This window comes from Escherichia sp. MOD1-EC5433, from assembly GCF_002966005.1.
In the GTDB taxonomy this organism is placed as follows: domain Bacteria; phylum Pseudomonadota; class Gammaproteobacteria; order Enterobacterales; family Enterobacteriaceae; genus Escherichia; species Escherichia ruysiae.
In genome coordinates this window covers 250,527-274,318 of sequence record NZ_PTRL01000005.1, presented here as the reverse complement: position 1 = coordinate 274,318, position 23,792 = coordinate 250,527, and the positions used below count along the sequence as shown (strand labels likewise).

Annotated in this window: 25 protein-coding genes; 17 read left to right on the top strand and 8 right to left on the bottom strand. The window is 51.6% G+C overall.

The genetic code is table 11. The features are described from left to right. Nucleotides 1-29: 29 nt before the first annotated feature. The 4 genes from puuB to puuD form a co-directional block, all read right to left on the bottom strand. Entirely contained in the window at nucleotides 30-1,310 is a 1,281-nt protein-coding gene (puuB, locus tag C3D30_RS13055; protein WP_000134879.1) for a gamma-glutamylputrescine oxidase, read from the bottom strand. 1 nt (nucleotide 1,311) lies between these two features. Then, the gene (puuC, locus tag C3D30_RS13050) at nucleotides 1,312-2,793 is read right to left on the bottom strand and encodes an aldehyde dehydrogenase PuuC (RefSeq protein ID WP_105286961.1); all 1,482 of its coding nucleotides are present in this window, start codon (nucleotides 2,791-2,793) and stop codon (nucleotides 1,312-1,314) included. Nucleotides 2,794-2,942: 149 nt separating this feature from the next. After that, on the bottom strand, nucleotides 2,943-3,500 hold the full coding sequence (gene puuR, locus C3D30_RS13045) for an HTH-type transcriptional regulator PuuR (RefSeq protein ID WP_001278727.1): 558 nt from the start codon (nucleotides 3,498-3,500) through the stop codon (nucleotides 2,943-2,945). Between the two features lie 25 nt (nucleotides 3,501-3,525). Next, a complete protein-coding gene (gene puuD, locus C3D30_RS13040; RefSeq protein ID WP_010350587.1) occupies nucleotides 3,526-4,290 on the bottom strand; it encodes a gamma-glutamyl-gamma-aminobutyrate hydrolase in 765 nt (254 codons plus the stop codon). A gap of 212 nt (nucleotides 4,291-4,502) precedes the next feature. Here puuD and puuA point away from each other — a divergent pair, with 212 nt between their 5' ends. The 13 genes from puuA to C3D30_RS12975 all read left to right on the top strand — a co-directional run bounded on the left by puuA (nucleotide 4,503) and on the right by C3D30_RS12975 (nucleotide 18,573). Further along, nucleotides 4,503-5,921, top strand: coding sequence for a glutamate-putrescine ligase (gene puuA / locus C3D30_RS13035; protein WP_000449634.1), 1,419 nt, complete (start codon nucleotides 4,503-4,505; stop codon nucleotides 5,919-5,921). Between the two features lie 150 nt (nucleotides 5,922-6,071). Further along, nucleotides 6,072-6,236: a YmjE family protein gene (locus tag C3D30_RS20375; RefSeq protein ID WP_123058196.1), complete on the top strand. Its 165-nt coding sequence runs from the start codon at nucleotides 6,072-6,074 to the stop codon at nucleotides 6,234-6,236. Then, entirely contained in the window at nucleotides 6,226-7,611 is a 1,386-nt protein-coding gene (puuP, locus tag C3D30_RS13030) for a putrescine/proton symporter PuuP (RefSeq protein ID WP_105285794.1), read from the top strand. The genes C3D30_RS20375 and puuP overlap by 11 nt, the downstream gene beginning before the upstream one ends. A 132-nt stretch (nucleotides 7,612-7,743) precedes the next feature. Beyond that, a complete protein-coding gene (locus C3D30_RS13025; RefSeq protein WP_001015114.1) occupies nucleotides 7,744-7,989 on the top strand; it encodes a YmjA family protein in 246 nt (81 codons plus the stop codon). A gap of 307 nt (nucleotides 7,990-8,296) precedes the next feature. Beyond that, nucleotides 8,297-9,940, top strand: coding sequence for an ABC transporter substrate-binding protein SapA (gene sapA, locus C3D30_RS13015; protein ID WP_021550857.1), 1,644 nt, complete (start codon nucleotides 8,297-8,299; stop codon nucleotides 9,938-9,940). Continuing rightward, complete coding sequence (gene sapB / locus C3D30_RS13010) at nucleotides 9,937-10,902, top strand: putrescine export ABC transporter permease SapB (protein ID WP_000583302.1); 966 nt, start codon at nucleotides 9,937-9,939, stop codon at nucleotides 10,900-10,902. The genes sapA and sapB overlap by 4 nt, the downstream gene beginning before the upstream one ends. Then, on the top strand, nucleotides 10,889-11,779 hold the full coding sequence (gene sapC / locus C3D30_RS13005) for a peptide ABC transporter permease SapC (RefSeq protein ID WP_105286959.1): 891 nt from the start codon (nucleotides 10,889-10,891) through the stop codon (nucleotides 11,777-11,779). Before sapB ends, sapC begins: the two co-directional genes overlap by 14 nt. Then, nucleotides 11,779-12,771, top strand: coding sequence for a peptide ABC transporter ATP-binding protein SapD (gene sapD, locus C3D30_RS13000; protein WP_001128858.1), 993 nt, complete (start codon nucleotides 11,779-11,781; stop codon nucleotides 12,769-12,771). Before sapC ends, sapD begins: the two co-directional genes overlap by 1 nt. A 1-nt stretch (nucleotide 12,772) precedes the next feature. Next, nucleotides 12,773-13,579: a peptide ABC transporter ATP-binding protein SapF gene (sapF, locus tag C3D30_RS12995; protein WP_000573415.1), complete on the top strand. Its 807-nt coding sequence runs from the start codon at nucleotides 12,773-12,775 to the stop codon at nucleotides 13,577-13,579. A 70-nt stretch (nucleotides 13,580-13,649) separates the two neighbouring features. Then, nucleotides 13,650-14,012, top strand: coding sequence for a DUF559 domain-containing protein (locus C3D30_RS12990; RefSeq protein WP_105286958.1), 363 nt, complete (start codon nucleotides 13,650-13,652; stop codon nucleotides 14,010-14,012). Between the two features lie 487 nt (nucleotides 14,013-14,499). After that, nucleotides 14,500-15,288 (top strand): enoyl-ACP reductase FabI, encoded by a 789-nt coding sequence (fabI, locus tag C3D30_RS12985; RefSeq protein ID WP_000506490.1) that lies wholly within the window; start codon nucleotides 14,500-14,502, stop codon nucleotides 15,286-15,288. A gap of 143 nt (nucleotides 15,289-15,431) precedes the next feature. Continuing rightward, on the top strand, nucleotides 15,432-16,571 hold the full coding sequence (locus C3D30_RS12980; protein ID WP_105286957.1) for a CMD domain-containing protein: 1,140 nt from the start codon (nucleotides 15,432-15,434) through the stop codon (nucleotides 16,569-16,571). Nucleotides 16,572-16,638: 67 nt separating this feature from the next. Next, a complete protein-coding gene (locus tag C3D30_RS12975) occupies nucleotides 16,639-18,573 on the top strand; it encodes an exoribonuclease II (RefSeq protein WP_105286956.1) in 1,935 nt (644 codons plus the stop codon). 65 nt (nucleotides 18,574-18,638) lie between these two features. Here the strand turns inward: C3D30_RS12975 and C3D30_RS12970 are convergent, their stop codons facing one another. Continuing rightward, a complete protein-coding gene (locus C3D30_RS12970; protein WP_000221850.1) occupies nucleotides 18,639-18,761 on the bottom strand; it encodes a hypothetical protein in 123 nt (40 codons plus the stop codon). Nucleotides 18,762-18,814: 53 nt separating this feature from the next. Between C3D30_RS12970 and pdeR the strand changes: the two genes are divergently transcribed. Next, nucleotides 18,815-20,800, top strand: coding sequence for a cyclic di-GMP phosphodiesterase (gene pdeR, locus C3D30_RS12965; RefSeq protein ID WP_016158387.1), 1,986 nt, complete (start codon nucleotides 18,815-18,817; stop codon nucleotides 20,798-20,800). On the opposite strand, the gene C3D30_RS20865 is transcribed toward pdeR, so the two are convergent. Then, nucleotides 20,782-20,910, bottom strand: a complete 129-nt coding sequence (locus C3D30_RS20865; RefSeq protein ID WP_225762567.1) for a hypothetical protein — start codon at nucleotides 20,908-20,910, stop codon at nucleotides 20,782-20,784. The two genes, pdeR and C3D30_RS20865, sit on opposite strands and share 19 nt — an antisense overlap. Nucleotides 20,911-20,945: 35 nt before the next feature. On the opposite strand from C3D30_RS20865, the gene C3D30_RS12960 reads away from it, so the two are divergent. The 3 genes from C3D30_RS12960 to osmB all read left to right on the top strand — a co-directional run bounded on the left by C3D30_RS12960 (nucleotide 20,946) and on the right by osmB (nucleotide 22,444). Continuing rightward, nucleotides 20,946-21,119, top strand: coding sequence for a YciZ family protein (locus C3D30_RS12960; protein WP_001288366.1), 174 nt, complete (start codon nucleotides 20,946-20,948; stop codon nucleotides 21,117-21,119). A gap of 88 nt (nucleotides 21,120-21,207) precedes the next feature. Beyond that, entirely contained in the window at nucleotides 21,208-21,957 is a 750-nt protein-coding gene (yciT, locus tag C3D30_RS12955; RefSeq protein WP_001088634.1) for a DNA-binding transcriptional regulator YciT, read from the top strand. Between the two features lie 268 nt (nucleotides 21,958-22,225). Further along, on the top strand, nucleotides 22,226-22,444 hold the full coding sequence (gene osmB, locus C3D30_RS12950; RefSeq protein WP_000498252.1) for an osmotically-inducible lipoprotein OsmB: 219 nt from the start codon (nucleotides 22,226-22,228) through the stop codon (nucleotides 22,442-22,444). Between the two features lie 125 nt (nucleotides 22,445-22,569). Here osmB and yciH read toward each other — a convergent pair whose 3' ends face one another. Both yciH and pyrF read right to left on the bottom strand, forming a co-directional pair. Then, a complete protein-coding gene (gene yciH, locus C3D30_RS12945) occupies nucleotides 22,570-22,896 on the bottom strand; it encodes a stress response translation initiation inhibitor YciH (RefSeq protein WP_010355617.1) in 327 nt (108 codons plus the stop codon). After that, nucleotides 22,896-23,633: an orotidine-5'-phosphate decarboxylase gene (gene pyrF, locus C3D30_RS12940; protein ID WP_024191126.1), complete on the bottom strand. Its 738-nt coding sequence runs from the start codon at nucleotides 23,631-23,633 to the stop codon at nucleotides 22,896-22,898. Before pyrF ends, yciH begins: the two co-directional genes overlap by 1 nt. Nucleotides 23,634-23,792 lie beyond the last annotated feature (159 nt).

Below are 23,792 nucleotides of genomic sequence, written 5' to 3'. Positions count from 1 at the left end.
CCTTTTGACTCTTCACTGTTAATCGGAAATTAAACGCCCAGACGATCGCGCAGGCTGTAATAGGCTGCGCCCATCGCGGTAAACGGCACGCGCAGCGTGCGCCCGCCGGGGAACGGGTAATGCGGCAGATTGGCGAACGCGTCGAAACGCTCGGCATCTCCGCGAAGCAGTTCAGCAATTAAACGCCCGGCGAGATGGGTACAGGTCACGCCGTGGCCGCTGTAGCCCTGCATGTAGTAAATGTTTTTATCGAGGCGGCCAAACTGTGGCATACGCGACAGGGTCAGCAGGAAGTTGCCCGTCCAGCGGTAATCAATTTTCACTCCCTGCAACTGCGGGAAGGTTTTCAGCAGTTTCGGCACCACAAGGCGCTCAACGTCATCCGGGTCACGCGCACCGTACACCACGCCGCCGCCGTACAGCAGGCGGTTGTCAGCAGTGAGACGATAGTAATCAAGCAGATAGTTACAGTCTTCGACACAGTAGTTTTTCGGGATCAGCGAACGAGCTAAATCATCCGAAAGTCGCTCAGTGGTGATCACCTGCGTGCCGCACGGCATACTGCGTTTCGCCAGTTCCGGCTCCACTTTATCGCCCAGGTACGCATTCCCGGCGACAATCACATACTTCGCCGTCACCTGGCCTTTGGCAGTGCGCACAACAGCGGGCGTGGTGTGCTGGATCTGCGTCACCGCAGAAAGCTCATACACGCGTCCGCCGTTCAGACGAATTGCGTCCGCTTCGCCAATGGCGAGGTTCAGCGGGTGAATATGCCCACCGCTGTGATCCAGCAGCGCACCGGTGTAGCGATCGCTGGCAACTTCGCGGCGAATGGCACTGGCGTCCAGCAGTTCCAGTTGTTTATTACCGTAGCGTTCCCAGTTCTCTTTCTGCTCTTCGAGCGTGGCGAGCTGTTTATCATTCATCGCTACAAACAGGCCGCCGGGGCGGTAATCGCAGTCAATCTGATAACGTTTGATACGTTCGCGGATGATCTCTCCGCCTTCGAACATCATGCTGCCGAGCATACGGGCGGTGTCCATGCCGTAGCTTTTTTCAATAACGTCGATGTCACGGCTGTAGGAGTTCACAAGCTGGCCGCCGTTGCGTCCGCTGGCGCCAAAGCCAATGCGTGAGGCTTCCAGCACCACCACATCAAAGCCCGCTTCCGCCAGATGCAGCGCGGAGGAAAGCCCGGTATAGCCGCCGCCGACCACGCAAACATCACAGGTGATTGACTCATTCAGCGTGTCGAAAGGCGCATATTTATTCGCACTGGCGGCGTAATAACTACTGGTATGTTCGGTCATTTCAGGCCTCCAGGCTTATCCAGATGGTTTTCAGTTCGGTGAATTTTTCAAGGGCGTGCAGGGATTTATCGCGACCGTTGCCGCTCTGCTTATAACCGCCAAACGGTACGGTCATATCGCCATCGTTGTAGTTGTTGACGAAGACGGAACCAGCTTTCAAACGGCGGCTCATGCGGTGCGCGCGGGAGAGATCGCGCGTCCATACCGCCGCACCGAGGCCGTACTGGCTGTCGTTGGCAAGCTGTAGCGCCTGGTCTTCTGAGGTGAAACGGGTGACCACCAGCACTGGGCCGAAAATCTCTTCGCGACTTAAGGACGCATTCGGGTCCACATCCACAAAGATGGTCGGGCCGATGGCCGCAGCCAGTTCAGCGTTGCGACCATCCAGCAGCAGTTGCCCTTGGCCTTCACGAATAAAGGTGTGTACCGAGTCAGCGTGAGCGCAGTCGATTAATGTGCCCATCGTGGTTGCAGGATCAAGCGGATGCCCTGGCTGCCAGTTTTGCGCCTGCTGTTTTAACAGGGCTAAGAATTCATCGGCGATACTCTCTTCCAGCAATAAACGGGTTCCGGCGATGCACACCTGGCCCTGGTTGTAGAAGATGCCTGCGGCGGTGGCGCTTGCAGCCTGTTGCAAATCCGGGCAGTCGGCGAAAACGATGTTGGCGCTTTTACCACCTGCTTCCAGCCAGACGCGTTTCATGTTGCTGTCGCCTGCGTCTTTCAGCAGTTGTTTCCCGGTGCGGGTTGAACCAGTAAAGGCGATGGCATCGATATCGTTATGACGCGACAGCGCCTGCCCGGCTTCATGACCAAAACCAGTTACCACGTTCAACACGCCATCCGGCAGACCGGCTTCTTTCGCCAGCCCGGCAAGGCGAATCGCACTGAGCGGCGATTTTTCGGACGGTTTCAGGACAACACTGTTACCTGCTGCCAGCGCCGGGCCGAGTTTCCAGCAGGTCAGCAGCAGCGGGAAGTTCCACGGTACAATGGCGGCAATTACGCCGACCGGTTCGCGCACAATCATCGCCAGCTCATGGCAACTGGTGGTAGCGACTTCGCCGTAAACTTTATCGATAGCTTCGGCGTACCAGCGAATGGCGCGCGCCGCGCCGGGAATATCATCACGCAGGCTGTGACGAATCGGTTTACCGGTGTCGAGGGTTTCCAGCAGCGCCAGTTCTTCCGCGTTGGCTTCCATTAAATCGGCGAGTTTATTCAGTACCACTTTGCGTTTAGCCGGAGAAGAGAGCGACCAGTCGCCGCGTTCAAATACGTTGCGTGCCGCGCTCACCGCGCGGTCAATATCGGCGCTTTTACCGCGCGCAATATTCGCCAGCGGTGCCTGGGTGACCGGATCAATAGTTTCAAAGGTTTCGTTTTCCGCCGCAGCGGTATATTCACCGTTAATAAATAAGCGGGTTTCAATGGCGAGACTTAACGCTTTATCCTGCCAGTAAGCCAGATGATGAAAATTCATTATGACTCCTGTTTCACGTCTATCAGATATATGCAGTTTGTGAACGTCAGGGCGCAGAGATCCCCGGGCCGTATGCCCGTTTATTTCTGGCGACATTCTTTATAGATTGCCGGGCGCATTGCGCTTACCCGGCTTACAGAACAAAAAGATTAAAACGTGGTGGGGGTATGGGCGCTGATAATCCGGCAAATACCTGCCGACGTATTGCTGAAACTGTGCGGGATGCCGGTATTAATGGCATAACTTTGCCCCGCGACGAGGTGATAATCCTGTCCATTAATGGTCAGAACAATTTCACCTTCCAGTACAGTGCCTATTTCCTCACCCTGATGCTTAATTCTTTCCCCAGTGGTTGTGCCCGGCTGGTACGTTTCAAAGATCATCGCCAACGTGCGATTCGGGTTACCGTTATGCACCAGCTTCATTGACACACCCTGACTGCCCATTTCAATTAAGTCGTCCTGATTAATGACGACCTGCGGCTCATCAGGTTTCTCCGGCTCGGAAAAGAATTCCGAGAGTGACAGTCCATACACTTTCAGCAGCTTTTGCAGCGTACTGATGGCAGGGCTGACTTTATCCTGTTCTATCGTACTTATAGCACTGTGAGTCAGCCCGGAGAGTTCGGCGGCACGACGTTGTGAAAGCCCCTGCTGCTGGCGGATTTCCGACAAGCGTTTTCCTGGCGCCAGTCCCTCATCACTCATATTTGCATTTCCTTAACTGTAGTGGTCAGAGTCGCTGTTTTTCAGCGATATGGTTCTGACAAGCGGTGATAAAGCCCTCGAACAATATACGCGAAAGCGCATACTCGCTACTGTTCCATTCCGGGTGCCACTGTACGCCCAGCGCGAAAGGATGATTGATGACGCTAACCGCCTCAACTAAGCCATCCGGCGAGCGAGCTTCCACACGTAACCGTGGGCTAACAACCTTCGCCCCTTGTCCATGCAGAGAGTTTACCCAAAAGTTGCTACATTCAGGTAACAACGCAGACAGTAATCCCCCCTCTTCAACCTGAACTTCATGCGACGGCGCATATTGCTGTTCCACCGGCAGTTCGGGATCTTCCCGATGTTCCAGCAATTCAGGCTGTTCGCACAGCTTGCGATGCAACGAACCACCGGTTGCCACCACCAGTTCCTGTAAACCCCGGCAGATGGCGAAAATGGGGATGCGCCTTTCGAGTGCGGCATTAATTAACGCCATGCTCAGAAGATCACGCCCGGGATCGGCGTCAGGCTCATCGCCGTTTTCACCATATAGGTGCGGCTGCACATTGCTGGGACTACCAGGAAGATAAATGCCATCGAGTTTCGGCAAAAGTTGTTCAAGTAACGACGGTTCCGCCAGCGCATGTGGTAGCGCAATTGGCAAGCCGCCTGCGTGGATGATGGCATTCAGGTACTTTTCTTGCAGAGTCTGGGTCTCATGACCCTTAAGCCTGTTCCTGCACATTACGACACCGATAACAGGATTGTTCATTATATTTTCCATGCTCAATCTCACAAAGTGGACTAAATTATCGCCATTACTGCGGTTTAAATGACCTTTCTGTTCAATATTTTTTCAATCTAGCAGTGAGTTTTCTTTTTTGCAAACTCAATTTAACATTTGACAAACATTTAGTTTGCATACAGATTCGAAGAGTGGTCATTATATTTTACGCTCTGATAACGAGTGGAAAACAAAACCAAAGGCGAAGAATCATGGAAACCAATATCGTTGAAGTAGAGAACTTTGTTCAGCAGTCAGAAGAGAGGCGGGGTAGCGCCTTTACGCAGGAAGTGAAACGCTACCTGGAACGCTACCCTAATACGCAATATGTTGATGTTTTACTTACCGATCTTAATGGCTGTTTTCGTGGAAAACGTGTCCCCTTCTCCAGCCTGAAAAAGCTGGAGAAAGGATGCTACTTCCCGGCTTCGGTGTTTGCGATGGATATTCTGGGCAATGTGGTAGAAGAAGCTGGGCTAGGACAAGAAATGGGCGAACCCGATCGTACCTGTGTCCCCATTCTCGGTTCTTTGACCCCTTCCGCTGCTGATCCTGAGTTTATTGGTCAAATGCTTCTGACCATGGTCGATGAAGATGGCGCTCCCTTTGACGTTGAGCCGAGGAATGTACTCAACCGCCTGTGGCAGCAGCTACGCCAGCGCGGATTGTTCCCGGTCGTAGCGGTAGAGCTGGAGTTCTATTTACTGGATCGCCAGCGCGACGCCGAAGGGTATCTGCAACCGCCCTGCGCGCCAGGCACCGATGACCGCAATACCCAAAGCCAGGTCTACTCTGTCGATAACCTCAACCACTTCGCCGATGTGCTCAATGATATTGATGAACTGGCGCAATTACAGTTGATTCCGGCAGATGGTGCGGTCGCCGAGGCTTCGCCAGGTCAGTTTGAAATCAACCTCTACCATACCGATAACGTGCTGGAAGCCTGCGATGATGCATTAGCCCTTAAACGCCTGGTGCGCTTGATGGCGGAAAAGCATAAGATGCACGCCACTTTTATGGCGAAGCCGTATGAAGAGCACGCGGGCAGCGGGATGCATATCCATATCAGTATGCAAAATAATCGTGGCGAGAACGTGCTGTCTGACGCGGAAGGCGAAGATTCGCCGCTGCTGAAAAAGATGCTCGCCGGGATGATCGACCTGATGCCGTCATCAATGGCATTGCTGGCGCCGAACGTAAACTCATATCGCCGCTTCCAGCCAGGCATGTATGTGCCGACGCAGGCATCGTGGGGTCATAACAACCGTACCGTTGCCCTGCGAATTCCGTGCGGCGATCGTCATAACCACCGCGTGGAGTATCGCGTGGCGGGTGCCGATGCCAACCCGTATCTGGTGATGGCGGCGATTTTCGCCGGTATTCTGCACGGTCTTGATAACGAGCTGCCGTTGCAGGAAGAAGTCGAAGGTAACGGGCTGGAACAGGAAGGATTACCCTTCCCGATTCGCCAGAGCGATGCCCTGTGGGAGTTTATCGAAAACGATCACCTGCGCCACTATTTAGGCGAGCGTTTCTGTCATGTGTATCACGCCTGTAAAAATGATGAGCTGTTGCAGTTTGAGCGCCTCATCACAGAAACAGAAATTGAGTGGATGTTGAAAAACGCGTAGTGCCCCCTTGCGGGGGTTGTCTCATCGGCCTGAGCGGAGCCAGGCCTGACATTTGCTGGTAATCCAGACATTTCCCGGATGTCGCGTTATGGAGCGCAGGCGGCAACGGGCTTCCGTTAACGATTAAGACTGTGACGAGGAAATGAGATGATGCCGATGATGAAATTCCCGCATGGCGAGGGAGGCTGCGTATGCGCTCCCCCTGCGACTGACCGGACTCCGCCCCCTTTGCTTCCCCTGCTAAACAGGTTTGATTTCAGGTCGACGCGACCGCAAACCCGATTACGCAGTGGAGGCAGCGATTATGGCTATTAATTCACCGCTGGACATTACTACACAACCGGGCAAAACCCGCCTGCGAAAATCACTGAAATTGTGGCAGGTGGTGATGATGGGTCTGGCCTATCTCACACCGATGACCGTGTTCGATACTTTTGGCATTGTGTCCGGCATTAGCGACGGTCACGTTCCGGCATCCTACCTGCTGGCGCTGGCAGGCGTGCTGTTTACCGCGATCAGCTACGGCAAGCTAGTTCGCCAGTTCCCGGAAGCTGGCTCGGCCTATACCTACGCACAAAAGTCGATTAACCCGCATGTCGGCTTTATGGTCGGTTGGTCATCGCTGCTGGATTATCTCTTTTTGCCGATGATCAACGTCTTGTTGGCGAAAATCTATCTCTCCGCCCTCTTCCCGGAAGTGCCGCCGTGGGTGTGGGTGGTAACCTTCGTCGCCATTTTAACCGCCGCGAATCTGAAGAGCGTCAACCTGGTCGCCAACTTCAATACCCTGTTTGTACTGGTACAAATCTCCATTATGGTGGTGTTTATCTTCCTGGTGGTTCAGGGGCTACATAAAGGTGAAGGCGTCGGCACCGTCTGGTCGCTACAACCGTTTATTAGCGAGAACGCGCATCTGATTCCGATTATTACCGGGGCGACGATAGTCTGCTTCTCGTTCCTCGGTTTTGATGCGGTGACCACGCTTTCGGAAGAGACGCCGGACGCCGCACGCGTGATCCCGAAAGCCATCTTCCTGACGGCGGTTTACGGTGGCGTTATCTTTATCGCCGCATCGTTCTTTATGCAACTGTTCTTCCCGGATATCAGCCGCTTTAAAGACCCGGATGCCGCACTGCCGGAAATTGCACTGTACGTCGGCGGCAAGCTGTTCCAGTCGATTTTCCTTTGCACCACGTTTGTGAACACGTTAGCGTCTGGCCTGGCTTCACATGCCAGCGTCTCGCGTCTGCTGTATGTGATGGGCCGCGACAATGTGTTCCCGGAACGCGTGTTTGGCTATGTTCACCCGAAATGGCGCACCCCGGCGCTGAACGTCATTATGGTAGGAATTGTGGCATTGTCGGCGCTGTTCTTTGATTTAGTCACCGCCACGGCGTTGATTAATTTCGGCGCACTGGTGGCGTTTACCTTCGTTAATTTGTCTGTGTTTAATCACTTCTGGCGACGCAAAGGGATGAATAAAAGCTGGAAGGAACACTTCCACTATTTATTAATGCCGCTGGTTGGCGCTCTGACGGTGGGCGTGTTGTGGGTTAACCTCGAGTCAACGTCACTGACGCTCGGTCTGGTATGGGCCTCATTAGGCGGCGCATATTTGTGGTATCTGATCCGCCGTTATCGCAAAGTGCCGCTGTACGAAGGCGACAGAACGCCGGTGAGCGAAACGTAATACGTAGGATGCGCGGCGCATTGTCCTGCCGGGGGCAATGCGCCGCGCCATTATCTATAAAAAGATGTATGACCCGGATCACGAGTGCTATCATCCGCCCTTATGCTTAACGCATTAACCCCAGGGCAAAAAATGAACCACGATATCCAACTGAAATATTTTGATATTGCCGATGAGTACGCGACCGAATGCGCAGAACCTGTCGCAGAAGCTGAACGCACGCCACTAGCTCACTACTTCCAGTTACTGCTCACCCGTTTGATGAATAATGAAGAGATCAGCGAAGCAGCCCAGCATGAAATGGCCGCTGAAGCGGGGATTAATCCCGCACGCATTGATGAGATCGCAGAGTTTTTGAATCAATGGGGTAATGAGTAATCATTTAATTGCGGATGCCCGGTCAGTATCGCAGACCGGATAAGGCGTTCATGCCGCATCCGGCTAAAAATGACATGAACCCAGCTTTAATGGGTTTCTCACGATCGCGCCACGCTGTTCCTCGCTAAGTAGTTCTGTGAGTTATAGTTATAAAGAAATCACGGGTACGAATGTTGAACAGATGGCGACGCCACATGTGCAACAACCAACCATACTGCCCTCATTGCGACCCCTGGACACAAACGGTAATGGCAAATGTCATTAAATATTAGTAAGATAGCCTCTTTACATAAAATCCCTTAATATTATGCGCCAGGTATTATCGTCTCTTTTGGTGATTGCTGGACTTGTGAGTGGTCAGGCAATCGCCGCGCCTGAACCCACCCCGCACGCTGATATCCGCGACAGCGGTTTTGTCTATTGCGTTAGCGGGCAGGTCAACACCTTTAACCCATCCAAAGCGAGCAGTGGGTTAATTGTCGATACCCTTGCCGCCCAGTTTTATGATCGACTACTGGATGTCGATCCCTATACTTATCGTCTGATGCCGGAGCTTGCCGAAAGCTGGGAAGTGCTCGACAACGGCGCAACCTATCGCTTCCACCTGCGTCGCGATGTTCCGTTTCAAAAAACCGACTGGTTTACACCTACTCGCAAAATGAATGCTGATGATGTGGTGTTTACCTTCCAGCGAATTTTTGACCGTAACAACCCGTGGCATAATGTCAACGGTAGCAACTTCCCCTATTTCGACAGCCTGCAATTTGCTGATAACGTGAAAAGCGTCCGCAAGCTGGATAATCACACCGTTGAGTTCCGTCTCGCCCAGCCGGATGCTTCTTTTTTATGGCATCTGGCGACCCATTATGCGTCGGTAATGTCTGCCGAATATGCGCAAAAATTAGAGAAAGAAGATCGTCAGGAACAACTCGACCGCCAACCCGTAGGCACCGGACCGTATAAACTGTCGGAAAATCGCACGGGACAATATATTCGCTTACAACGGCATGATGAGTTCTGGCGAGGCAAACCGTTGATGCCACAGGTGGTGGTGGATTTAGGTTCTGGTGGCACCGGACGTCTGTCGAAACTCTTGACCGGTGAATGTGACGTTCTGGCCTGGCCTGCTGCCAGCCAACTGTCTATTTTGCGCGACGACCCGCGTTTGCGTTTAACGCTGCGTCCGGGGATGAACGTCGCCTATCTGGCGTTTAACACTGCCAAACCACCGCTGAATAATCCGGCAGTACGTCATGCGCTGGCACTGGCGATTAATAACCAGCGCCTGATGCAATCTATCTATTACGGTACGGCTGAAACGGCGGCCTCTATTTTACCGCGCGCCTCGTGGGCTTATGACAACGAGTCTAAAATTACCGAATACAATCCAGCGAAATCACGCGAACAGTTGAAGGCGTTGGGGCTGGAAAATTTAACGCTGAAACTGTGGGTGCCAACACGCTCGCAAGCGTGGAACCCCAGTCCGCTGAAAACTGCCGAACTGATTCAGGCGGATATGGCGCAGGTCGGCGTGAAAGTGGTGATTGTGCCGGTAGAAGGTCGTTTTCAGGAGGCGCGGTTGATGGATATGAGCCATGATCTGACGTTATCCGGCTGGGCGACGGACAGTAACGACCCGGACAGTTTCTTCCGCCCGTTACTGAGCTGCGCGGCAATTCATTCGCAGACCAACCTTGCCCACTGGTGCGATCCGAAATTCGACAGCGTGTTGCGTAAGGCGCTCTCCTCGCAGCAACTGGCGGCGCGTATTGAAGCCTATGACGAAGCGCAAAGTATTCTGGCGCAGGAGTTACCCATTCTACCGCTGGCCTCATCACTACGCTTGCAGGCCTATCGGTACGATATCAAAGGGCTGGTTCTTAGCCCATTTGGTAACGCCTCCTTCGCTGGTGTGTACCGCGAAAAGCAAAATGAGGTGAAAAAACCATGATTATCTTCACCTTACGCCGCGTTTTATTATTGATCGTGACCTTGTTCCTGCTGACTTTTGTTGGCTTCAGTTTGAGCTATTTCACGCCACATGCGCCGTTACAAGGCGCTTCACTGGGGAATGCCTGGGTATTTTGGTTTAACGGCCTGATTCACTGGGATTTTGGTGTTTCCAGCATTAACGGTCAGCCGATAGCCGAACAGTTAAAAGAGGTCTTTCCGGCGACGATTGAGCTATGCATTCTCGCTTTCGGTTTTGCGTTGATTGTCGGCATCCCGGTGGGCATGATTGCCGGGATTACGCGCCATAAGTGGCAAGATAACTTGATCAATGCCATCGCGTTGCTGGGCTTTTCAATCCCGGTTTTCTGGCTGGCGCTTCTGTTGACGCTGTTTTGTTCGCTGACGCTGGGCTGGCTGCCCGTTTCAGGGCGTTTCGATTTGCTCTATGAAGTGAAACCTGTTACCGGCTTTGCGTTGATTGATGCCTGGCTTTCGGACTCTCCGTGGCGGGATGAAATGATCATGAGCGCAATACGCCATATGGTATTGCCGGTCATCACCCTGTCGGTTGCGCCAACAACTGAAGTGATCCGATTGATGCGTATCAGCACCATCGAAGTCTATGACCAGAATTATGTGAAAGCAGCGGCGACTCGTGGTTTGTCACGCTTTACTATTTTGCGTCGCCATGTGCTGCATAACGCGTTACCCCCTGTCATCCCTCGTCTGGGTTTGCAGTTTTCCACCATGCTGACGCTGGCGATGATCACCGAAATGGTCTTTAGCTGGCCTGGTTTGGGACGCTGGTTAATTAACGCCATTCGCCAACAAGATTACGCAGCGATTTCCGCCGGTGTGATGGTGTGTGGTTCGCTGGTCATTATTGTTAATGTGATTTCTGATATTTTGGGTGCTATGGCTAACCCTCTGAAACATAAGGAATGGTATGCCTTACGATAGCGTATACAGCGAGAAGCGCCCGCCGGGCACGCTACGTACCGCCTGGCGCAAATTCTATGGTGACGCCGCTGCAATGGTCGGCCTGTACGGCTGCGCGGGGCTGGCTGTACTGTGTATTTTTGGCTGCTGGTTTGCGCCTTACGGCATTGACCAGCAGTTTCTCGGTTATCAATTGTTGCCACCGTCATGGTCTCGCTATGGCGAAGTCTCTTTCTTCCTGGGGACTGACGACCTCGGACGCGACGTTTTAAGCCGTTTATTGAGCGGCGCGGCGCCTACCGTTGGCGGCGCATTTGTGGTGACACTTGCTGCTACCGTCTGTGGCCTGGTGCTCGGCACCTTCGCCGGCGCGACGCATGGCCTACGGTCAGCGGTGCTTAATCATATTCTGGATACCTTACTGGCGATCCCGTCCCTGCTGCTGGCAATTATCGTTGTGGCGTTTGCCGGGCCGAGTTTGTCGCACGCGATGTTTGCCGTCTGGCTGGCACTACTGCCGCGTATGGTGCGTTCGGTCTACAGCATGGTGCATGATGAGCTGGAAAAAGAGTACGTTATCGCTGCTCGCCTGGATGGTGCAACGACGCTGAATATTCTCTGGTTTGCCGTGCTGCCAAACATCACCGCTGGGCTGGTCACGGAGATCACCCGCGCACTGTCGATGGCAATTCTTGATATCGCCGCACTGGGCTTTCTTGATCTCGGCGCGCAACTCCCCTCACCTGAATGGGGAGCGATGCTCGGCGATGCGCTGGAACTGATTTATGTCGCCCCGTGGACCGTCATGCTGCCTGGTGCTGCAATTATGATCAGCGTGTTGTTGGTTAACCTCCTTGGTGATGGTGTGCGTCGTGCAATTATTGCGGGGGTGGAATAATGCCGTTACTGGATATTCGTAACCTGACCATTGAATTTAAAACTGGTGATGAGTGGGTTAAAGCCGTTGACCGCGTGAGTATGACCTTAACCGAAGGTGAAATCCGTGGCCTTGTTGGTGAATCCGGCTCCGGCAAAAGTTTGATTGCGAAAGCGATTTGTGGCGTCAATAAAGATAACTGGCGTGTTACCGCTGACCGTATGCGTTTTGATGACATCGATCTGCTGCGCCTCTCCGCGCGCGAACGGCGCAAGCTGGTTGGGCACAACGTGTCGATGATTTTTCAGGAACCGCAATCGTGTCTAGACCCTTCTGAACGTGTGGGGCGTCAGTTAATGCAAAACATCCCGGCCTGGACCTATAAAGGCCGTTGGTGGCAGCGATTTGGCTGGCGCAAACGCCGTGCCATTGAGCTGCTGCACCGCGTGGGGATTAAAGATCACAAAGATGCGATGCGCAGTTTTCCGTATGAGTTGACCGAAGGTGAATGCCAGAAAGTGATGATTGCCATCGCGCTGGCGAATCAACCACGTCTGCTGATAGCTGACGAACCAACAAACTCGATGGAGCCAACCACCCAGGCGCAAATATTTCGCCTGCTGACGCGTTTGAATCAAAACAGCAATACCACTATTTTGCTTATTAGTCATGACTTACAAATGCTTAGTCAATGGGCGGACAAAATCAACGTGCTTTACTGCGGACAAACCGTGGAAACAGCGCCGAGTAAGGAGCTGGTGACGATGCCGCATCATCCTTATACCCAGGCGCTGATCCGCGCGATACCAGATTTCGGCAGCGCAATGCCGCATAAAAGTCGCCTCAATACGCTGCCTGGTGCAATCCCGCTTCTGGAACAATTGCCCATAGGTTGTCGTCTGGGGCCACGTTGCCCGTATGCACAACGAGAATGTATAGTGACGCCGCGCCTGACGGGCGCGAAAAATCATCTCTATGCCTGTCATTTCCCGCTGAACATGGAGAAAGAGTGAGATGATAGAAACTCTGCTCGAAGTGCGTAATTTAAGCAAAACGTTCCGCTACCGAACTGGCTGGTTTCGTCGTCAGACCGTAGAAGCCGTAAAACCCTTGAGCTTTACGCTACGTGAACGCCAGACGCTGGCGATTATTGGTGAAAACGGTTCCGGTAAATCGACGCTGGCGAAAATGCTGGCAGGAATGATTGAGCCAACCAGCGGTGAGTTATTGATTGACGATCATCCGCTGCATTTTGGCGATTACTCCTTCCGCAGCCAGCGGATTCGCATGATTTTTCAGGATCCATCGACCTCGTTGAATCCGCGTCAGCGTATCTCGCAGATCCTTGATTTTCCTCTGCGTTTGAACACCGATCTGGAGCCTGAACAGCGCCGCAAACAGATTATTGAAACAATGCGTATGGTCGGGCTGCTACCGGATCACGTCAGTTACTATCCGCATATGCTGGCACCAGGGCAAAAACAACGTCTGGGTCTGGCGCGCGCGCTGATATTGCGCCCAAAAGTCATTATCGCGGATGAAGCTCTCGCCTCGCTGGATATGTCGATGCGTTCGCAGTTGATTAATCTGATGCTGGAGCTACAAGAGAAACAGGGCATTTCTTATATTTATGTTACCCAACATATCGGGATGATGAAGCATATCAGCGACCAGGTTCTGGTCATGCATCAGGGCGAAGTGGTCGAGCGCGGTAGTACGGCTGACGTGCTGGCATCGCCGCTACATGAACTCACCAAACGGCTCATTTCCGGGCACTTTGGCGAAGCGTTAACGGCGGATGCGTGGCGTAAAGATCGTTGATTTTCTGAACCCGCCTTCCAGATAATTCACCTCATTCTGACAAGGGATTAAATCTTGTCAGAATGAGTGGATGGATAAAATAGAATCAAATGCGCGTTATTTAAGACGCAATCTCACCCCGCAGGAACGAAAGCTCTGGCGATATCTTCGCAGCCGACGTTTTGGTGATTTCAAATTTCGCCGTCAACATCCGGTGGGGAGCTACATTCTCGATTTTGCCTGCTGCTCGGCGCGTGTAGTAGTTGAGCTGGATGGTGGGCAGCATGATTCAACAGTTGCCTATGATACCAGGCGCACACGCTGGCTTGAGTCGCAGGGCTGGACCGTGCTGCGTTTCTGGAATAACGAGATTGATTGTAATGAGGAGGCGGTGCTGGAGATTATTCTGCAGGAACTGAGTCGCCTGTCACCCTCACCCCAGCCCTCTCCCTGAAAGGGCGAGGGAGCCGACTGAGTCGGGTAGTTGCTGTGGTGAAAACATGGAGGCGGATGGTGAAGAATATTCGGCAAGGACTGAACCGCCGGTTACCCTCACCCCAGCCCTCTCCCTGAAAGGGCGAGAGAGTCGACTGAGCCGGGTAGCTGCTGTGGTGAAAACATGGAGGCGGATGGTGCAGAATATTCGGCAAAGACTGAATCGCCGGTCACCCTAGCCCTCTCCCTGAAAGGGGCTGTATGTGCCTGTTTGTTGCTGGGGTGACAATATTTGCACAATACGGTCCCCTCGCCACTCTGGGGAGAGGGTTAGGGTGAGGGGAAAAGCCCCCCCTGCCCGCGCCCTGCTCCGGTCGGACCTGGCAACTATAGCCACCCACAGCCTGGTTGATTATAATAACCGTTTATCTGTTCGTACTGTTTATTTAAACGACGAATCGCCTGATTTTCAGGCACAACAAGCATCAACAATAAGGATTAAAGCTATGGGTTTTCTTTCCGGTAAGCGCATTCTGGTAACCGGTGTTGCCAGCAAACTGTCCATCGCCTACGGTATCGCTCAGGCGATGCACCGCGAAGGAGCTGAACTGGCATTCACCTACCAGAACGACAAACTGAAAGGCCGCGTAGAAGAATTTGCCGCTCAATTAGGTTCTGACATCGTTCTGCAGTGCGATGTTGCCGAAGATGCCAGCATCGACACCATGTTCGCTGAACTCGGTAAAGTCTGGCCGAAATTTGACGGCTTCGTACACTCTATTGGTTTTGCACCTGGCGATCAGCTGGATGGTGACTATGTTAACGCCGTTACCCGTGAAGGCTTCAAAATTGCCCACGACATCAGCTCTTACAGCTTCGTTGCAATGGCAAAAGCTTGCCGTTCCATGCTGAATCCGGGTTCTGCCCTGCTGACCCTCTCCTACCTGGGCGCCGAACGCGCTATCCCGAACTACAACGTTATGGGTCTGGCAAAAGCGTCTCTGGAAGCGAACGTACGCTATATGGCTAACGCGATGGGTCCGGAAGGTGTGCGTGTTAACGCCATCTCTGCTGGTCCGATCCGTACTCTGGCGGCTTCCGGCATCAAAGACTTCCGTAAAATGCTGGCTCACTGCGAAGCGGTTACACCGATTCGTCGTACCGTTACCATCGAAGATGTGGGTAACTCTGCAGCGTTCCTGTGCTCCGACCTCTCCGCAGGTATCTCCGGTGAAGTCGTTCACGTTGACGGCGGTTTCAGCATTGCTGCCATGAACGAACTGGAACTGAAATAATCGTTCTATTGATAAAGATGGGCGGCGTTCTGCCGCCCGATTTCTCTGTTATACCTTTCTGATATTTGTTATCGCCGATCCGTCTTTCTCCCCTCCCAGCCTTGCGTCAGGATAACGATTTCCTTTACGACCAAGGAGTCCCCATGGAACAACGCCACATTACCGGCAAAAGCCACTGGTATCATGAAACGCAATCCAGTACTTCGGAGTATGACGTTTTGCCACTGGTTCCGGGAGCCGCAAAGGTAACCGATCCTTTTCTGCTCGACGTGATCCTTGATGAAGAAACACTTGATCCCTTTCATTCGTGGCTGATCCCGGCGCGTGCTCTTGCTGTAGAGTTCTTCCCCGACCAGCTTGCGGTGACCCGTTTACAGACATTCACCGCCTATGAACGCCTGACGACCGCACTGACCGTTGCTCAGGTCTGCGGCGTCCAGCGGCTATGCAACTACTATTCCGCGCGTCTGACACCGCTTCCCGGACCTGACTCCTCCAGGGAAAGCAATCATCGGCTGGCGCAAATCACGCAATATGCCCGTCAACTGGCCGGTTCTCCATCAATCATCGACGGTCAGTCCCGCCAGCATCTTAACGATGTCGGGCTTACCGCCTGGGATTGTGTGATTATCAACCAAATCATCGGCTTTGTTGGTTTCCAGGCGCGAGCGATCGCCACATTTCAGGCTTATCTTGAGCAACCGATACGCTGGCTACCCGGTCTGGAAGTGCAAAGCTACGCAGACGGTTCACTTTTTGCTGAAACATCAACTGGCTGGCGTGCCTGCTACGAAGTGGAGAAATCTCCGCAAGAGCAAGAGATGAATGCTCACCGACAGTTACCATCCGAACTCCGCCAACTGGTCGCAATCCTGAATCTGCACCCAGCCTCACTTTCACTCTTTGTGACGTTGCTATCCAGCTCGTTGGTAACAACAAAATCCAGCCATCAACTTGCTGCCTTACTCAGTGCGCGAATTAACGGTAGCGTTGCCTGTTTCACCTCCTTAATTCATTCAAATGTTGAATATAAAGACGCAATATGCATTCTGCGTCAGGGCGAAAACGAAATAAACCAATGGGCTGATCGTCATTCTGTTGAGCGCGCTACCGTTCAGGCGATACAATGGCTAACACGAGCACCCGATCGCTTTAGCGCCGCCCAGTTCAGCCCATTACTCGAACATGAAATATCATCAGCTCAGGTTATCAATCTGCTGGTATGGAGCGGGTTTTGTGGTTGGATAAATCGCTTAAAAATCGCGTTGGGTGAAACACATTAACCTTGCTGCGTCAGGCAGAATCGCGTAAAACTGTCAGCCGCTCTAATGGCCACCAAAATAGACAATTATGTTTCAGGACAACCCGCTGCTAGCGCAGCTTAAACAGCAACTGCACTCCCAGACGCCCCGCGCTGAAGGGGTGGTAAAAGCCACTGAAAAAGGCTTTGGCTTCCTGGAAGTCGACGCACAGAAAAGTTATTTCATTCCGCCGCCGCAGATGAAAAAAGTCATGCATGGCGACCGAATTATCGCGGTGATCCACAGTGAAAAAGAACGTGAATCCGCAGAGCCAGAAGAACTGGTTGAACCGTTTCTGACTCGTTTCGTGGGTAAAGTTCAGGGTAAAAATGATCGTCTGACCATCGTTCCTGATCATCCACTCTTAAAAGACGCCATTCCTTGTCGCGCGGCTCGTGGCCTGACCCATGAGTTTAAAGAAGGCGACTGGGCGGTTGCCGAAATGCGCCGCCATCCGTTGAAAGGCGATCGCTCCTTCTATGCGGAACTGACACAATACATCACTTTTGGTGACGACCACTTCGTACCGTGGTGGGTAACCCTGGCACGCCATAATCTGGAAAAAGAAGCGCCAGACGGTGTTGCTACCGAAATGCTCGATGAAGGTCTGCAACGTGAAGATCTGACTGCTCTGGACTTTGTCACCATTGACAGCGCCAGCACGGAGGATATGGATGATGCCCTTTTCGCTAAGGCGTTGCCGGATGACAAACTACAGTTGATTGTCGCGATTGCCGACCCAACCGCGTGGATCGCAGAAGGCAGCAAGCTGGACAAAGCCGCGAGAATTCGTGCGTTCACCAACTATCTGCCAGGCTTCAATATCCCAATGCTGCCACGGGAACTTTCCGACGACCTCTGCTCCCTGCGTGCCAATGAAGTGCGTCCGGTGCTGGCATGTCGGATGACGCTATCCGCTGACGGCACCATTGAAGACGACATCGAATTTTTTGCTGCTACCATCGAATCCAAAGCCAAGCTGGTTTATGACCAGGTTTCAGATTGGTTGGAAAACACCGGTGACTGGCAGCCAGAAAGTGATGCGATTGCGGAACAAATCCGCCTGTTAGCGCAAATTTGCCAGCGTCGCGGCGAATGGCGTAATAACCATGCGTTGGTGTTTAAAGATCGCCCGGATTACCGTTTTATTCTCGGTGAAAAAGGTGAAGTGTTGGATATCGTCGCTGAACCGCGTCGTATTGCTAACCGTATCGTCGAAGAAGCGATGATCGCCGCTAACATTTGTGCGGCTCGCGTGCTGCGCGATAAGCTCGGTTTCGGTATCTATAACGTACATATGGGCTTTGATCCGGCAAATGCCGACGCGCTGGCAGCATTACTGAAAACGCACGGCCTACATGTTGACGCCGAAGAAGTGCTCACACTGGACGGCTTCTGCAAACTGCGCCGTGAGCTGGATGCGCAACCGACAGGTTTTCTTGACAGCCGCATTCGCCGTTTTCAGTCTTTTGCAGAAATCAGCACCGAACCTGGCCCTCACTTTGGCCTCGGTCTGGAAGCGTATGCCACCTGGACTTCACCGATTCGTAAGTATGGCGACATGATCAACCATCGTCTGCTGAAAGCGATCATCAAAGGCGAAACAGCGACGCGCCCGCAGGATGAAATCACCGTCCAAATGGCAGAACGTCGCCGTCTTAACCGGATGGCAGAACGTGATGTCGGCGACTGGTTATACGCACGTTTCCTGAAAGACAAAGCCGGAACCGACACCCGTTTTGCGGCAGAAATCGTCGATATCAGCCGTGGCGGTATGCGTGTGCGGCTGGTCGATAACGGCGCTATTGCCTTTATCCCTGCACCATTCTTACACGCTGTGCGCGATGAACTGGTTTGCAGTCAGGAAAACGGCACCGTACAAATTAAAGGTGAAACAGTTTACAAAGTAACCGACGTTATCGACGTCACCATCGCCGAAGTACGCATGGAAACCCGCAGTATTATTGCGCGCCCGGTCGCGTAATCCCCCTTCACGGCTCGTTCATTACGGATGGGCCGTTTGCTTTCCCCCCTCCCTTCGCATTCGTTTTATCTCAGCAGATTTTTTTTAATGACTTCCGTTTGAAAACTGGCGTTTTCCCAAAACTGGATTACAAATAAATATATAAAAAAAACAATACGTTTAGCCGACATTAATTTCATGTAAGTCATGTTGGACCTTCCATTTAATGGCATGGTTCGCCGTTAACCGTAGGGTATGCATCATGAAAACCGTTAGGGAGTCCACAACGTTGTACAACTTTCTCGGATCGCACAACCCATACTGGCGGTTGTCGGAAAACAGTGATGTTTTGCGCTTTTCCACCACTGAAACAACAGAACCTGAACGTACTCTGCAGTTATCCGCCGAACAGGCTGCTCGCATCCGGGAAATGACGGTCATCACCTCCAGCCTGATGATGAGTCTGACAGTCGATGAGAGCGACCTTTCTGTCCATCTGGTGGGACGAAAAATCAATAAGCGCGAATGGGGTGGCAACGCGTCGGCATGGCATGATACACCGGCGGTTGCTCGTGATTTATCACACGGACTTTCCTTTGCCGAACAGGTAGTTTCTGAAGCGCATTCCGCAATAGTGATTCTGGACAGCCGGGGGAATATCCAGCGTTTTAATCGGTTATGTGAAGAATATACAGGGCTGAAAGAACACGATGTCATTGGGCAAAGCGTGTTTAAATTGTTTATGAGTCGCCGTGAAGCTGCGATCTCACGGCGTAACAACAGCAGTTTTTTTCGTAGTGGCAACGCCTATGAAGTCGAGCGTTGGGTACAGACGCGCAAAGGTCAGCGACTGTTTCTGTTTCGCAACAAATTTGTCCACAGCGGTAGCGGCAAAAATGAGATCTATTTAATCTGTTCCGGCACCGATATAACCGAAGAACGTCACGCCCAGGAACGATTGCGAATCCTGGCTAACACTGACAGCATCACCGGGCTACCGAATCGTAACGCAATGCAGGAATTAATCGACTACGCCATTAATCAGACCGACGAGAGTAAGGTCGGAGTGGTTTATCTCGATTTAGACAATTTTAAAAAAGTGAACGATGCCTACGGGCATTTGTTTGGCGACCAGCTGTTACGCGAGGTTTCACTGGCCATTTTAAGCTGTCTTGAACAGGATCAGGTGTTGGCACGTCTTGGCGGCGATGAATTTCTGGTACTCGCACCAGACACCTCACAAAGTGCCCTGGAAGCAATGGCATCGCGGATTTTGACCCGCCTGCGCCAACCCTTTCGCATCGGTTTAATCGAAGTTTATACTGGCTGCTCGATTGGTATTTCACTTTCACCGCAACACGGTCCAGACAGCGCGGCGATTATTCGCCATGCCGATACGGCAATGTACAGTGCCAAAGAAGGCGGACGAGGACAATTTTGCGTCTTTTCGCCGGAAATGAATCAACGGGTATTTGAATATCTCTGGCTGGATACCAACCTGCGTAAAGCACTGGAAAACGATCAGTTAGTCATTCACTATCAGCCGAAAATCACCTGGCGCGGTGAAGTACGCAGTCTGGAAGCTCTGGTACGCTGGCAGTCCCCCGAACGTGGCTTAATTCCCCCTCTGGACTTTATTTCCTATGCCGAAGAGTCTGGTCTGATTGTGCCACTGGGCCGTTGGGTTATTCTCGACGTCGTGCGCCAGGTTGCAAAATGGAGAGATAAAGGTATTAATCTTCGGGTGGCGGTGAATGTCTCAGCACGCCAACTCGCCGATCAAACCATTTTCACTGACCTGAAACAGGTACTCCAGGAACTTAAATTTGAGTATTGCCCTATTGATGTCGAACTGACTGAAAGCTGTCTGATTGAAAACGATCAGTTGGCGCTTTCCGTTATTCAGCAATTCAGTCAATTAGGCGCACAGGTTCATCTGGATGATTTCGGCACGGGTTACTCTTCTCTTTCCCAACTGGCACGATTCCCCATCGATGCTATAAAACTCGACCAGGTTTTTGTTCGTGATATTCACAAACAGCCAGTCTCGCAATCGCTGGTACGTGCGATCGTCGCCGTGGCTCAGGCGCTCAATCTTCAGGTGATTGCCGAAGGTGTAGAGAGTACAAAAGAAGATGCCTTTTTGACCAAAAATGGCATCAATGAGAGACAAGGATTTTTGTTTGCCAAACCGATGCCTGCTGTAGCTTTCGAACGCTGGTATAAACGTTATCTGAAGCGCGCATAAAGAGACGAATATATAAATGTAACGGTATATAATTCCATTACATATCGTATTAATGAATGATAATTAGCCTTTGCCGTTAAGCACTTCTCTTTTAGCGGCAATTTTTGCATTATTCATTTTCACTTTTTGCCTTGAGGATACCCTGATGTCTGAATTTGATGCCCAACGCGTTGCCGAACGTATTGATATTGTGTTAGATATCCTTGTGGCGGGCGATTACCACTCTGCGATCCATAATCTCGAGATACTTAAAGCAGAACTGTTGCGCCAGGTTGCTGCATCTACGCCAGACATCCCGAAGGCACCGTGGGAGATTTAACAATCGTGCTTTCAGTTTTCCCTATTTAAGGATGCCCGGCACGTCAGCATTTTTTATTTAGTATTATAACGTTATAAGAATTACAGCGATGAATTCCCGACAACAAACTATTCTACAGATGGTCATTGAGCAGGGTCAGGTTAGCGTAACCGATCTGGCGAAAGCCACTGGAGTTTCCGAAGTTACCATTCGCCAGGATCTCAACACCCTCGAAAAACTTAGCTATCTACGCCGTGCACATGGCTTTGCAGTTTCGCTTGATAGTGATGACGTCGAAACCCGTATGATGAGTAATTATACGCTGAAGCGTGAACTCGCCGAGTTTGCCGCCTCACTGGTTCAACCGGGTGAAACCATCTTTATCGAGAATGGTAGCAGTAACGCCCTTCTGGCTCGCACATTAGGTGAGCAGAAGAAAAATGTCACCATCATTACGGTCAGCAGCTATATAGCGCATTTACTGAAAGACGCGCCTTGTGAGGTCATTTTACTTGGCGGCGTGTACCAGAAAAAAAGCGAAAGTATGGTTGGGCCACTGACACGTCAGTGCATCCAACAGGTGCATTTCAGTAAGGCATTTATTGGTATCGATGGCTGGCAACCTGAAACTGGATTTACAGGTCGCGACATGATGCGTACCGATGTGGTCAATGCCGTGCTGGAAAAAGAATGCGAAACCATAGTCCTGACTGACAGTTCTAAGTTTGGTGCCGTACACTCTTACTCCATCGGTCCTGTGGAGAGAATCAAACGTGTTATAACCGATTCGAAGATTCGCGCCAGCGATATGATGCTTTTGGAACACAGTAAATTAATCGTTCACGTCGTTGACATATAATCACTTTCCCTCCCTACGGATGGTTTGCCCCGACGCAAATCATCCGCTCTAAGATGATTCCTGGTTGATAATTAAGACTATTTACCTGTTATTAACATCCTAAAGTTATAAACTTATTATCAGCGATATAACAGGAAGTCACTATCACCTGCGTGATATAACCCTGCGCGCGAGAAGATTTCACGGAATTATTTTACCAGGCGTATTCTAAACTATTATAGTTATAGAGAGCTTACTTCCGTGAATCATAAATTCAGGAGAGAGTATTATGTTTGTAACGAGCAAAAAAATGACCGCAGCTGTTCTGGCAATTACACTGGCAATGTCTCTAAGCGCCTGTTCTAATTGGTCAAAACGAGACCGTAACACCGCAATCGGTGCGGGTGCAGGGGCTTTAGGTGGTGCAGTACTGACTGATGGCAGCACGCTGGGTACATTAGGTGGTGCAGCAGTTGGTGGTATTATCGGTCACCAGGTCGGTAAATAATCGTAAATAAATGTCGATAAGCGACTCGCAATTATAATACGCTTGACTCTGTTCATTACGAAATAACTGAATAGTACACACAGTAAAATAAACGAAAGCCACGGAATATTTCCGTGGCTTTTTTGTTAACCGCCAGCGAGTTTTACTTTCATTCCTTTCGCTTCAAGGAGTGCTTTTAATAAATCACGCTTATCTCCCTGGATTTCGATAATTCCGTCTTTTACTGCTCCACCGCAGCCGCATTTTTTCTTCAGCTCCGCCGCCAGTTTTGTCAGTTCTGCATCATCGAGATCGACTCCAGTGATCAGGCAAACGCCCTTTCCTTTACGTCCACTGGTTTGACGTTGAATGCGCACCACGCCGTCGCCTTTAGGGCGTACAGGGGCCGCTTTTGGCTCATCAATACGTCCGGTTTCCGTTGAGTAAACCAGACGGCTATTGGAATCACTCATCATGCACTCCGTTGTAATGAGGCGTTGATCGCTTTCAGCGTTTGCGCTGGATCTGCCGATTGCGTTACCGGGCGACCAATCACCATATAATCAACTCCAGCCGCCAACGCTTGTTCTGGCGTCATAATACGGCGCTGGTCACCAGCGTCACTCCCCTGCGGACGAATGCCCGGCGTAACCAGTTTGAACTCCTGACCGAATACCTGTTTAAAACGCACAGCTTCCTGAGCAGAACACACCACACCATCAAGCCCACATTTTTGCGTCAATGCCGCCAGACGTTCTGCATAATCCGCTGGTGACAGTGTCACGCCAAGATCGGTCAGGTCACTGGCTTCCATGCTGGTCAATACAGTCACGGCAATTAATAACGGTGCATCTTTACCAAACGGAACCAGAGCCTCACGCGCTGCGGTCATCATACGTGCCCCACCGGAGGCATGAACGTTAACCATCCACACGCCTAAGTCAGCCGCTGCAGCCACAGCGTGCGCTGCGGTGTTGGGAATGTCGTGAAATTTCAGATCGAGGAAAATATCAAAACCACGATGTTGCAGTTCATGCACAAACTGCGGCCCAAACAGCGTAAACATCTCTTTGCCGACTTTCAGACGACAATCACGTGGGTCGATCTTGTCGACAAATGCCAGCGCGGCGTCACGATTATGGTAATCAAGGGCAACAACGACAGGAGAATTCGTAACAGCGCGGGAAGAAGATGAAGCAGTTAACGTCATGACCAGACCTTCTTGATGATGGGCACCGGAAGTGGCGCGAAACAGGTAAACGGCGTGCATTCTACCCGTGGAAATAAAAAATTAACAGTTGCGATTTTTCCCCTGCCAGGCTTTTTTACGCTGGAGTTGCCGAAGCAAAATGTGGGAACAACCATTAGG